At 35.7% G+C, this 13,167-nt stretch carries 13 protein-coding genes; 12 read left to right on the top strand and 1 reads right to left on the bottom strand.

The window, feature by feature from the left end:
- From ABEB18_RS17340 to ABEB18_RS17290, 11 genes are all read left to right on the top strand, one after another.
- On the top strand, nt 1–1,818 hold a 1,818-nt coding region (locus ABEB18_RS17340; protein ID WP_348800610.1), incomplete at its 5' end, for an RHS repeat domain-containing protein.
- 3 nt (nt 1,819–1,821) lie between these two features.
- Nucleotides 1,822–2,217 carry a hypothetical protein gene (locus ABEB18_RS17335; RefSeq protein ID WP_348800609.1) on the top strand — a complete coding sequence of 132 codons (396 nt, stop codon included), beginning with the start codon at nt 1,822–1,824 and terminating at the stop codon, nt 2,215–2,217.
- 491 nt (nt 2,218–2,708) lie between these two features.
- The gene (locus ABEB18_RS17330) at nt 2,709–3,353 is read left to right on the top strand and encodes a hypothetical protein (RefSeq protein ID WP_348800608.1); all 645 of its coding nucleotides are present in this window, start codon (nt 2,709–2,711) and stop codon (nt 3,351–3,353) included.
- Between the two features lie 415 nt (nt 3,354–3,768).
- Nucleotides 3,769–4,293: a tyrosine-type recombinase/integrase gene (locus ABEB18_RS17325; RefSeq protein WP_348800607.1), complete on the top strand. Its 525-nt coding sequence runs from the start codon at nt 3,769–3,771 to the stop codon at nt 4,291–4,293.
- Nucleotides 4,294–4,769: 476 nt separating this feature from the next.
- On the top strand, nt 4,770–5,333 hold the full coding sequence (locus ABEB18_RS17320) for a hypothetical protein (RefSeq protein ID WP_348800606.1): 564 nt from the start codon (nt 4,770–4,772) through the stop codon (nt 5,331–5,333).
- Nucleotides 5,334–5,337: 4 nt separating this feature from the next.
- The gene (locus ABEB18_RS17315) at nt 5,338–7,017 is read left to right on the top strand and encodes an MTBMA_p00010-related P-loop-containing protein (RefSeq protein WP_348800605.1); all 1,680 of its coding nucleotides are present in this window, start codon (nt 5,338–5,340) and stop codon (nt 7,015–7,017) included.
- 206 nt (nt 7,018–7,223) lie between these two features.
- Complete coding sequence (locus ABEB18_RS17310) at nt 7,224–8,045, top strand: tyrosine-type recombinase/integrase (RefSeq protein ID WP_348800604.1); 822 nt, start codon at nt 7,224–7,226, stop codon at nt 8,043–8,045.
- Between the two features lie 8 nt (nt 8,046–8,053).
- A complete protein-coding gene (locus ABEB18_RS17305; protein WP_348800603.1) occupies nt 8,054–8,920 on the top strand; it encodes a tyrosine-type recombinase/integrase in 867 nt (288 codons plus the stop codon).
- Nucleotides 8,921–8,967: 47 nt separating this feature from the next.
- Nucleotides 8,968–9,099, top strand: coding sequence for a hypothetical protein (locus tag ABEB18_RS17300; protein ID WP_348800602.1), 132 nt, complete (start codon nt 8,968–8,970; stop codon nt 9,097–9,099).
- A 190-nt stretch (nt 9,100–9,289) separates the two neighbouring features.
- On the top strand, nt 9,290–10,192 hold the full coding sequence (locus ABEB18_RS17295) for an RHS repeat domain-containing protein (RefSeq protein WP_348800611.1): 903 nt from the start codon (nt 9,290–9,292) through the stop codon (nt 10,190–10,192).
- Between the two features lie 6 nt (nt 10,193–10,198).
- Complete coding sequence (locus tag ABEB18_RS17290; protein ID WP_348800601.1) at nt 10,199–10,588, top strand: hypothetical protein; 390 nt, start codon at nt 10,199–10,201, stop codon at nt 10,586–10,588.
- 387 nt (nt 10,589–10,975) lie between these two features.
- On the opposite strand, the gene ABEB18_RS17285 is transcribed toward ABEB18_RS17290, so the two are convergent.
- The gene (locus tag ABEB18_RS17285; protein ID WP_348800600.1) at nt 10,976–12,262 is read right to left on the bottom strand and encodes a DDE-type integrase/transposase/recombinase; all 1,287 of its coding nucleotides are present in this window, start codon (nt 12,260–12,262) and stop codon (nt 10,976–10,978) included.
- A 248-nt stretch (nt 12,263–12,510) separates the two neighbouring features.
- Between ABEB18_RS17285 and ABEB18_RS17280 the strand changes: the two genes are divergently transcribed.
- The gene (locus tag ABEB18_RS17280) at nt 12,511–13,167 is read left to right on the top strand and encodes a hypothetical protein (RefSeq protein ID WP_348800599.1); all 657 of its coding nucleotides are present in this window, start codon (nt 12,511–12,513) and stop codon (nt 13,165–13,167) included.

Here is a 13,167-nt window from a genome sequence, read left to right as displayed (position 1 = left end):
GTTGGGAATACTACAGCAGCCCCGACCCAAATAGTAGATTATACCTATAACATCCGTGGTTGGTTGAAGGGTATTAACGATATAAATTCTCTAGGAAATGATTTGTTTGCATTTAAAATCAATTACAATGATATTACCGATGTTTCTAAAAAGTTATATAACGGAAACATTAGTCAAACGTTTTGGAAAACAGCCAATACCGATACCTCTTTAAGAAATTATATATATGTTTATGATGCATTGAACCGATTAAAGAGTGCTACAGATAATTCAGGCAAACTAAATGAAACTATCTATTATGATAAAAATGGTAATATCACAAATTTAACAAGATTAGGTGAAATAGTTGGAGGCTCAACTATTCCTGATATCAATAATGCATCTCATTTTGGTGTAATGGATAATCTAAAATATACGTATGACACAGGTAATAGATTACAGATAGTTTCAGATAGTGCTAATGATACTTATGGTTTTAAAGATGATCTTATAGGTTCAAGTGATGACACAACGGTAGATTATACTTATGATGTTAATGGTAATATGAAAACGGATACTAATAAAGGAATTACCGATATAAGCTACAACCATTTAAACCTACCTACAAAAATCACATTTGCTACAAGTGGGAATATTGCCTATATTTACAATGCAGCAGGACAAAAGGTTCAGAAAGAGGTTACCCAAGGCTCAAACATTACCACAACAGATTATTTGGGAGGTTATCAATATGTAAAAGCTGGCTCAAACCCAGTGGGACTAAAATTTTTCCCAACAGCAGAAGGGTATGTAGAAGCTGTTACAGCAAGTTCTTTTAAATATATTTATCAGTACAAAGATCATTTGGGTAATGTTCGTTTGAGTTATGACAAAAGCTTAGTCATTCAAGAAGAAAATAATTATTATCCTTTTGGGTTGAAACATAAAGGATACAATACAGGAGCTCCTTCTACGAACGATGCGTTAAAGTATAAATACAATGGCAAGGAATTGCAAGACGAGCTGGGGCTTAACATGTACGATTACGGAGCGAGGAATTATGACCCTGCACTTGGTCGTTGGATGAACATTGACCCGCTGGCTGAAGAAGGCCGTAGATGGTCACCGTATAATTATGCAATGGATAACCCTGTATATTTTACAGACCCTGATGGAATGCTTTCGCAGTCATTTATGGATAAAATAATGAATTCTGCTAGTGGTACTACTTGGACAAATAATAACAATGGTACATTTACTAGTAGTAGTACTGGAGAAACTACAAGTGATGGAGAAAATCAAGAAGACCCTCCAAAAAAGAAAGGATTGACAGCACCAACAGGTTATTTAACTCCACAAGGAAAAGTTGGAACAGATAGGAGTAATGACTCTTATTTCAGTAAATTGTGGTCTAGATTGAAAGGAGAAGGACAATGGACAGACCCAGAAACAGGAATTAGTTATTTATTAAATGATGATGGCACAATAATGATGAGAATGCCACTTGGTGGTGCTGGTGCATTAGAATATATTGGGGGTGGAGGAGCATTTAAGGTAACTCAAATTGGAGGATTCTATGTTAGGGCAAAAACTTTTTTATCAGGAGGTGTTTTTACAAAAACAGTACAAAGTTTAGCAAGTTTAGAAGAGGGAACTAGTATTGTGAAATTGGTTAAAGCTTTCGAGGCTGAAGCAAAATCCGCTGGTGCAAAAGAAATAGTAATAAAAGGTATTGATATCGTTAATAAAAAATTAATTAATACTGAGGCAGCTAGGCGATTGGGCTACGTAATTGAAAAAATTACGGAAACTTCAATTACAATATCAAAAAAATTATAAGTTATGTTTAGTATATCTGCTATCAAAGGTAAGTTTGAAAGAAGTGGAATAGATTTTAGAAAAACTTTTTTATGGGAAAAACTTTCCCCTTCTGAAAAACAAATATTTTCAACTGATTTAAGAGTTGATGAAATAGGTATTATAACCTATAAAGAATCTGAGGTTTACAGTTGGCTCCTCACAAGTGAACGAATTATTATCCAAAATGCTAATTGGCATAATTTATCCGATTTAAAAAAAGTTGATATTAACAATATTAAAATGAATCCAAATGAAAAGATTTCCAACAGAGAATTGACATTATTTACAAATTCTAATAATTTTAAATTATTTTTAGAAGAAAATAGTTGGCACGTTTTTTACAGTATCTTTAAGTTTATCATAGATAAAAACAATTAGTTATTTCTGAAATTTGGAATCAAAACGATAATTGAAAGCCATTCCTAACGGAGTGGCTTTTGCTTTTATAGCAATTTTAAGTGTACCAAACTGTTAAAATAGAATTCATGTTAGCCTGCAACTGCTAGGTAATCTCAATAGATTTGAAAAATAGTACTCAGAGCATCCTCCCTCCCTGTATTGGCTATTTCAATCCTAAATTCCCTGATTTAGTTCCTCAGATTACCTCCCCGACCATGCGAAATGTACACATATTCAATCCGCACCAACTGTGTGATAAATGAAATTTCTCCCAATTTTTGAAATCCCACCGACCAGTGTCTCATTCTGGAACACTTATTTTCCCAGTAAAAAAAATATTTTCGAAAAAAAAGTGTCAAAAAGCTTCACTTTTCAAAGTTTGATAGTATTTATAAACATAGATGCTTGACTAACCCCCTTGTATGGAGTTCCTGTATCTGACAATAACGAGATACTAACCAACTAATAAAATGAAATGTGAAGATTTAAAGAAATTTATAATAAGAACAAAAACGAGCAAAAGCACTATTTACCGATTCTACAAAAAGAACGAAGACTTATTCTCAGAAACTGATAAGCCAAATGGAAAACGATTATTTCCAATTGACCATGCCAGATATTTTGACTCCGAAATCATGTTTGACGAGAACAAAATCCTAAGACAGGAAAACCAATCCATGAGAAACCTTATTGATTGTTTAGCAGATAAGACCAGTTTACAGCATACCTTCTGGCACATGGAATGGAGTTTCTTCTTCACCCTAGCTTACAAAGCAGACCGTAACAAGAACAGCTGTTTTAGGCAAATGCACGGTGTGTACGATTATCTTAACGAAAAGTATCAGGATTCAACAGAATTACGACTATTTTTTACTACAGAACCATTTACCAATAGAAAAGGTTATCACAACCATTTCGTTATATACATCGAAGATAAAAGGTTACATGAACAAATTGTAACCGATATTCAGGATTACTTCAACTACGATAGAGTTGATGTGAGCAAATACGACAAGTATAAAGCTGGATTGTTCTACATGTCAAAGGACGGTCTAAATGGGGAAGACTGGGACCTTATCAATAACAGCACCAACACCACAGCTGATGAGAATTAAGCTCAAACTTTCCCAGCTGAAACGGATACTGCTATCCGAACCGCTAAAATATCCTATCAGTTTTAAAATGGAAGATTTGACCGACCACGAATTTTCAGAGTTTCAAAAATTATTGCAATCCAAAGAACGAGGCTAAACACCTCGTTTTTTTATGTTCCAAATTCTCCAAAAATCCCGCAAGCCCAGGAAATCCAGGATTTTTCTTGTTTATTCCAAATTATACCTGGAGATTTGTTTCACTTTCAAGAAGTAGTGAAGGTTACAGCGTAAACCCTAGTAAAATCAAGGGTTCGCAAAGATTGGCAAATCGACCGCTTTCATTACTATAAATTAAGGTATAAAAGTGAAACAAAAAACAGGAATTATGGCACTAAAAGGACAAAAGACAACGAGCGATTTTTTAGAGTGGGACAAGATGCAGACCATCGTTTTGAAACTGGAGCGGGACAATGACCCAAAATTTGCGCTACTCATTGCAACGGGTTCTTATATCGGTCTTAGGATTTCAGATTTGCTCCAGCTTCGTTGGAATCAGGTATTGAATCAGGATTATTTTACCATTACTGAAAAGAAGACCAAAAAAATCAGAAGAGTAACCATCAACCCAGAGTTGCAGACCATCCTAAAGCGTTTGTTTATCCAGCTACAAGCCAATGAAAATGACTTAATGTTCGTCAACCGTTTTGGCGACAAGCCTTTTTCAATTCAATACGTAAACAGTAAACTCAAAGATATTTTTACCAAATATAAGGTAAGAGGTCAGTACTCCAGCCACTTTATGAGGAAGACATTAGGCAGACGTGTGTGGGAGGTGAACAAGTACTCAGACCAAGCTTTATTGTTGTTATCTCAACTATTTAACCATTCCAACGTTTCAACCACTAAAATCTATCTTGGAATCAGAGAACAGGAAATTAGCAACTTGTATTTGAGTGTTTAAATGTAAGAAATAAATTATTTTTATTCTACATAAATAAATTAAGTTTTGTTATACGCAATTAAATTGAAAATTAAAACAAACAATGATGTTAATTATTTCTTAAAATATGTTAAATATTTTAATTCATTTTAACAAATTAAAAAAATCATAAAAAGTCAATTGTTTTAAAATCAATGTTTTAATTTTTGAAAAGACATAAGTTATTTTATCTATGTCATCGTACATAAGTAGATTTATTTATGTAAGAAATAATCTCTAAAATATCACTTACCTTTGTAAAACAAAAATAAAGGAAAAGATTATTGCAAGAATCTTTTCGTCATTCTGACAGCTAAGGGATGGAAAAAGAGCGGGTTGTAAAGCTGAACAACAAGCTCAAAAATCAAATTTATATTTCAGATTACAAATTCGGAGCAATATCCGAGGGTGTCTTCTTGTGCCAAAAAATTTCGTGTCAAACCCTTAAAATTGAGCTTATGGAAAATTTAGAATCGCTGTTCCAGTCCTTTGAAACTGGCATCAGAAGTGCCAAGGCAGTAAAGCCCAAAGAATACTTAAAAAACATTGGACTGGATTACGCAGAGCTAAGAATAGGCTTCAATTCGGGACAATTCCACCACAACACAGACCAAGGATTCAAAGACATATTTGCGGCATTGGGAGTGCTTAAAAAGAGCGATGCAGGCGTGAGAAAAGAAGACCTGACCGCTTACACGGTATTCGGGAGGTACGGACTGATTTTTCCTTTGGTAAACAAAGAAAACGAGATTGTGAATTACTTCGCCCTGCGGTTTGATTTGGACACCCCTAAAGAAGAATACCTCAACGGTGAAGGCATTTATCCAGCGTATCCGAATCGGCTCACCAAAAGGTTGTATATCGCTCCCACAGTCATAGACTGTGCAAGTCTCATGCAGTCCAAGACACTGGAGAACAGGGAATCGGTCATAAGCCTGCACAACGGGGAGTTACTACCCCAGCACCTAGAAGCCATCAAAACCCTGCACGAACTGGAGGAAATTAGAATCATTAAACGTTAAGACCATGCAAAACATAACAGCACAAATACAAAACATAAGACCAGAATTACCAGTAAACCTGATTCAACTCCCAGAGGGTCACAACATGAATGACATGTGGATGAATTACGGTGCTGACGGAATAATAAAACTTTTGCAGAACCCACAAGGAGAAAAAACAATCCCAACGCTTGAGATTCTGGGCGATTACAAAATCAGTTTCAAGGGAAAAACAGGGACTTTTTATGTGATTGGCAGTCTGCCGATGGATTTGGGAAACCTTAGGGTATCGCTTCAAATCGTAGAGCAGGAAAGCCAAAAGAAACACCGACTGAAAATTGACCTGTTCGATTTTACCAATGTGCAGAACCAGTGCAGGGAACTGAGCGAGAAACAGGGATTTGACGGGAATCTGTTGGAAGCCGACCTTATGCAGTTCACAGACCTTCTGGAAGAATACAGGGAATCACTCTTCAACGCTGAAATGAACCCCATATCAGACCAATTTTCAAAAAAAGAGTTGACACCCCAAGCCAATGAAAAAGCAGTGGAATTCCTCTCTAAACCCCGTCTTTTTGAAAGTATCGATAAACTGCTGGGACAAAGCGGAATCATAGGCGAAGAAGAAAACAGGATGCTGTCATTCATATTGGCATCGAGCTACAAAATGCCGTATCTGATGCACGGACTGGTACAGGGAAGTTCTGGAGAAGGAAAGAGCCACCTCATCAACGCAATAGCGGACTGCATGCCACAGGAGGACGTAATGAACCTGACTAGAATTACCAGCAAGTCGCTCTACCATTACAGGGAAAAGGAACTGATGAACAAGCTCATTATCATTCAAGATTTTGACGGACTGGACGAAGAAGCGCAGTTTGCCTTTCGTGAGATGCAGTCGGCTAAGTTTTTGACCAGTTCAACGGTGGTTAAGGACATGCTAGGCAACACCAAAGGAAAGATGAAAAAGGTCGAAGCCCATTTTGCAAGCCTCACCGCCACGACCAAAGCAGAGGTTTATTATGATAACATGAGCCGTTCGGTTGTGCTAGGAGTGGACGAAAGTCAAGAACAGACCCTTAGGATTATCAAGGCGCAAAACCTGAAAATAGCAGGGCTGAGCAATTCGGAGAGCGAACAGCAGGCAAAACAGCTCCTTAGAAATGCTATGCGGGTGCTGAAATCCTACGAAGTGGTCAATCCCTATGCAGACAAACTCATGTTACCTGTGGAGGCTAAAATGCTAAGAAGGCTAAACAGCCAGTTTCAGAATTTTGTGTCCCAAATCACCATCCTGCACCAGTACCAACGCAAAAGGGATGATAAAGGCAGGCTTGTAGCAACCAAAGACGATGTGAGAAAAGCTGTGGAGATATTTTTTGGTTCGATTATCATCAAAGTGGATGAACTCGACAAAAGCACCAGAGGGTTTTTCGAGAGGCTAAAAGGATTTGTCAGAAGCCAGACGGGAGGAACAACGCACCGATTTATGACCCGTGAAATCAGGCAGGAACTCAATATCAGCAAGACATCCGCTTTCAAATATGTCCAAACCCTGCAGGAACTGGAATACATTCAGGCGGTGGAAGGTTCTCCAAACAGGGGATTTAAGTATGTGATTAGCTATTGGGACAATATGGAAAAGCTAAAAGCAAAGATTAAGGAAAACCTCAACTCACAATTAGACCAGTTGGAAATCACTTAAAAGAACACGGGAAGCCCAGCAATTACATATGATACAATGCTGGTGTTCACAGATTTGGAGAGTGAGCCTAAGGAAAGTTTTGAAATGATAATTTAAAAACCAAAAGAAAGATGAAAAAAACAATACAAACCCCAGCATTTACGAACTACCTGAGCGATTATGACCATTTTATCAAAGTGAGGAACTACAAAACGGGAAACAGCCAAATGTACCAGAATGTTGTATCGGAATTTCTTGTCTGGTTGGAAGAATCGGGAATCACCAAAATAAAAAGCGTGACCAGCAAGGAATCCGTAAGCTATTTTGAGTATTTGATAAGCAGACCCAAACAGCGAGGTGCAGGAACATTAGCGGAGAAAACCATCAAATTCCATCTATTTGCTTTGAGGTTGTTTATTCTGAACCTATTGGAAAACAAAGCCATTGACAAAGCTTTTTTCATACCAACTTACGGTAACGCAAACCAAAAACCAAGAAATGTCCTGACTGTTGAAGAAATCAAAGCGGTTTACCAGTATTGCCAGAGCGAACAGGAACGGGCTTTATTGTCGGTGGCTTATGGTTGTGGTCTCAGACGTTCCGAGATTGAGGCTTTGGATGTAAAGGATATTCAACTCAGTTCGGGAATGCTCATTGTCCGAAAAGGAAAAGGAAACAAAAGACGTGAAGTGCCTATGAGTGATAAAGTTATCAAAGATTTGAAAAGATACATAATTGATGAGCGTTATCAGCTATTAGCGGGAAAAACGGTACTGGAAGACGCTTTGTTTGTGAATGCCATAGGAAAGCGAACCAGCGGAGAACAGCTGAACGAGATTCTTAAGAGAATGATAGAACAAACCCAACAAAATGACCTGATTCAAAAGGAAATAACGCTCCATTGTTTACGGCACAGCATTGCCTACCACTTAGGTGAGAATAACGCAGGGATTGAGTTTATCAGAGGTTTTCTGGGACACTCGCAAATAAACACCACCTATCTGTACGCCATCAAAAACAAAAAAAGAAAACCAGTAACAACATTTTAAAAATGCCTATGACAAAACTATCGTTGGAAACATACCTCAACCAAAACTTTACGACCAAAACAGCGGAAAGCTATCTGTACACCATCAACCACTTTTTAAAAACCAATCCCAAAGCCAAAAGATACACATTTCAAAACATTGTGGGTTATATGGAAGAAGTGAGCAGAAAACAGAGCAGTATCCAGTATAGAGTCAGAATCCTGTCTGCAATCAAGAAATATTATGATTTCCTAGTTATGGCAGGACTTAGAAACGAACACCCCTGCAAACAGCTGACCATCAAAAACAAGCAGAATCAGAGCGTGCAGGTTCAGGATTTATTTACCAGCGAAGAACTGCAACTGCTTTTGACCCGTGAAAACCGCTATCAGTTCCTAGATTCCAGAAACAATGTGTTGCTGTCTCTGCTGATTTATCAGGGACTAACCAGCGAGGAACTGGCAGAGCTAAAAGTCAGTGACATTGATTTGGATGCTGTAACGGTCTATGTCAAAGCTTCAACGAGCCAGAACCGCAGAACACTGGAATTGCTCAACAGGCAAATGATAGTTTTCTCCAAATACCTCAACGAAGTTAGACCAGAACTATTAAGATGCAATACGGATAAATTGCTGTTAAGTAAATTGGGCAGACCCATTTCAGTTGACGGAATCCATGCGATTATCGAACCGTTAAAGCAATTGTTTCCAGATAGAAACCTCAACCCAAGAACCATCCGCATGAGCGTTATCTGCAATTGGCTCAACGAAAAGAAAATCCCACTGGAACGGGTGCAGGAACTGGCGGGGCATAAGTGGCCTGGGACTACGGAAAAGTATATCAAAGTTGATAGTTTTCAACAAAGAGAGTTGATAAATAAGTATTTTCCGATGTGAAAAAAATGGCTATATTTGATATGTCTAACCAATTAAAAATTAATACCATGGCACTTAAACCAGGACCAAAAAGAATAGCAGATTCAACAGGAAAACCAGACCAACGTCAGCGTGATAACAAAAGTACACCTGGTAATACACCCTCGTTGAAACCGTCCAAAAGTTCAAACAAAAAATAAATTTGTTATTATTTGAACAGACGGATTTTAAAATCGTAAACTTCATAAGCCTATCATTAATTTGATAGGTTTTTTTATGTTCCATTAGTTAGGATTATTTCAGAATTACCTCTATTTTCGTGACGAAGTAAAAGTTCTTTGAATTATATAATAATCAGTAAATCGCACTAATTACAATTAAAGAAAGTTTATAAAAGCTTATAAGTATAAGTACAATGGCAAGGAGCTTCAAGACGAACTGGGGCTTCATATGTATGATATGGATATGCGTCAGTATGACCCCGCAATTGCTCGTTGGACTACTTTAGACCCAGTTACACATTTTGATTTCTCACCATACAATAGTTTTGATAATAATCCAGTATTTTGGTCAGACCCTAGCGGTGCTGATGCCGCATGTAATACCTGTGGTGAAGCATACGACATGTATGGTCGAGCAAGATATGATAGTAATGGAATGTATATTCCTCCATATGAAAGAACTTCATCAGAACAAGATTCATATATAGATAAAGCAGCTTCAATGGCATTAAAAGAAACTGCTAAATTATTTATGGATGGAAAAGATTTATCAAATTTATCAGAAACTGGAAAGCAAAAAATTTTTGAAACAGATGCATTAGGAACAGTAGGTGTTTTGCTCTGGGAATTTGCAACTGGTACAGGAAAAGCAACGAGAAAATTTGAAGTTGGAGTACACCCTTTTGCTAATGAATTAATTGATGGTAGGATACTTGATGAAATTGTCAATGAATTTAATGGCAAGGCAAAAAAAGACAATTATGACTTTTTAAAACACCCCGATTCCAAAGAATATAAAATTGCGCTAGAGTTTAGCCCAAATAAGAATCCTTCTAGTTGGCTTGAATCTTTGCGAAAACATGCAGATTCAAATCCAGTTCAATTTTTTGTTGGTGGTGCAATAGCTAATGCACAAATAAAAAATAATAATCTTATCATTCAAATATATAATAAAACAAGTAGAAACTCATTATTAATCCATGTAGGGAATAATTACGATAGGAAAGATGGGAACAGACCTTTATCAACAATCAAACAAACAATTAATGCTTCATATGAACTTACCAAATAAAATTTTATGAAAAGAAAAATTAAATTAATAATTGAAAGTATATTTATTCTGTTTATGTTTAGCTACTGTAAAAATTTGAGCGAATGCAATAAAAATATTGTGGGAAGATATTATTGTTATAATGATGGAAAAGCTATAAACTATATTGATATTAATGAAGATGGAACGTTTATTCATTGTTTTAAAAAAAGCTCTGTTGAGCTTAAAAGTACGGGGACTTGGTCAATAAATAAGGATGGATATTGTTATATTGAGTTAAGTGAATGGAAAGATTTTAATGAGAAAGGGGAAAATTTTAAAGAGTTTGGAAATGGTATTTTGTATTCTGATGGAGAATATTTAAATATAAGTCCAGATGGAGAATCTTCAAATAGTTTTAAAAAAAAATCTAAATAAGTTGGTAGTATATCAGATGGGTTGGTGGTCAATAATTCCATCTAACATTTGCAGATTATTAGGAATTTCTAATATTATCACAGAAAATTAAGAACAACCTTCGGGTTGTTTTTTTGTGCTTTTAATGTTCCTAAAAGGCTAGTTATTCTGTCAGACGTTCCTGTAATTGTTCTGAGGTCTCAAACGTGATTCGGAAAGCAATTGATAGACCACCCCCTCCCTGTATCGGCTATTTTACTAGTAAATTCCCCTGCTTTTCACACTATTCTTTTATAAAAAAGGGTTCCATATAAGGAATTCCTATTTAATATAGGCTAAGCGAACAATCAAAATTTGTTTCATAGGGAATAACTTTTGTTGGAGCTATTTGAGAAAAGTTTTTCTATTTTAATACATACAATTTTTACACTTCTTTTGCTGATTTATTGTTATTCTTCGTGATTTTTGCACTGCAAAATGAGCTTTATAGTCGCTGATAGCAATACGTTTACCTCCGAAAGTTTCTTCCGGAGTATTTCCTTGTAAGGAAAATTGTGGACGAATAGTGTTGTAAGTGGTAACATCTTCTGCTAAAGCACCTATAAGTTGCTTTCTATTTTCTAAATTTCGTGGCAATAAAAATTGATGTTTGATTATTTTATTAAAAGCTTCAATTTTTGAATTCGAAAACGGAATTTCCTTCTGCGCAATTAAATGTTTTATATCATCATCAGTAGTTAACAAAAAGTTTTTGACAGTTGAATTTACATTTTCTATCCCGCCATCAGTGACAAATTTTATGGGATCATTATTTTTATATTTTAAATAGGCATTTTGCAGTAGCTGTTTTATTGCTTTTGGACTGGAGCTGTCTTCAACACTATATCCTAAAATCATCTTTGAATAGTGATCCATCAAAAAATGGATGTAGTGTTTCTTTCCATCCATAGTTTTCAAAACAGTAACATCGGCGCACCAAATTTCGTTTGTTTTATAACTTTTGAGCCCTGCATATTTTATTTTGGGTACTATGTGTCTTAATGTACTATATCCTAAAAGTTTTGAATACTTATAAAAAGTAGTTAAACAAACCGAAATCTCTTTATTCCTTAATCCAAGGAAATAAATTGAAGATTTAGACCAATATTTGTATTTTTCGTCTTGCAAATATTTTTTTATTTGAAAAATCTCCTCCTTTAATAATTGATTTGGGTATTGTTTAGTGCACCACAAAAAATAAGAAGCATCACACTTATTGAGAACAAGTGTTTTGTAATTATGGTAGGTAGCTCTCGAAAGATTGAATATTTTTAATGCGCTTTCAACAGGGACTATATCTTTTACCATTTCGATGGTATTTACTAACTTTTCTTTTTGCGAAGCCAATTGACATTTAATTCCTCTTACACTACTGAGAATATCATGATAAGTATCCGAAAGTTTGAAATACGCTTCCATCACTTTTTTGGCATTTTTAGATTCACCAGTTCGTTTTATGAGTTCAAGTTCTTCTTTAATAAAGGAGGCAATTTCACAACCTTCATATTTATCATCATCTTCTTGTTCCCATCTGAGTTTGTTCGTTTTTGGGATTTTGGTTTTTAGATGATTTGGCAGGTTATCGTATAGACCGTTTCGAATGTAGTGCTTGATGTTGGTATCCCAGGAGATGCGGGTCGATGAATTGTTCCTCACAGAATTTCGTGATTAAATTTTTTGAGAATAGTAACTATTGCATATAATTTCTACAAATCTATTTCTAATTTATACTATTTATTTGACAAAATGTTTATTTTTACAATGTCATATTCGTTTTGTCTCAATCACGTAAAATTCCTTTTGCTGCAAATTTATATTAATGAGAAATAGTTTTTTTATAGTTTTTCTGCTCGTTTTTTTTATCGGCTTGTCAATCCGCAAAAATTAAGAATACCGTTTATAAAGTGTCGGAGACGGCACCTGAATTAGGAAGTATAGGCCAATCTAAAGTTGGCTATAAAGCTAACAATGAATTTGAAGTAAGAACATTGCCTAAATTAGAAAATAGTATTCGGGTGGCCATTGAGATTGTTCCTTTCAACAGAAAAATGTATAAAATTTATTCAGCTAAGGCAAAGTACAACCAGGACCAACAGAAAGTGGCTTATGAGGACAGTTTGCCTAAAAACCCTGAGTTAGCCACCATTAAACTTTTAGATGTCGTACAATTCGTCAATGAATTGAATGCCGATTATAACAAAGATGTTTTTCAGTTTGTAGCCAATACACAAGATTCGGAAGTAGTGACTAATTTGGTTTATTGCTTTTCGCCGGAAGAAATCGATAAAATAAAACAGGCAGACACCTTTTATTTAACGAATTACCAAGACAGTAAATATGCTATTGACTTATATAAGTTAGGAAAAAAAACAGAGACCCTATTTGTAAATTCCTTAAATATAGTTGCCTACCGATTGAGTAGTTTTTGCTGGAGTGCAACAGACCGAGGAAAATGGTACATAGCTGACATATTGGAAGGAGGGGATGATTGTAAAGGGAAAACCAAATCAAAAATTGAGGACAAAAAAAAATCAAAGACAAAAAGTTTATTTGACATGTAA

Source organism: Flavobacterium adhaerens, assembly GCF_040045115.1.
Taxonomy (GTDB): Bacteria; Bacteroidota; Bacteroidia; order Flavobacteriales; family Flavobacteriaceae; genus Flavobacterium; species Flavobacterium adhaerens.
This window is presented reverse-complemented; position numbering and strand designations above follow the sequence as displayed.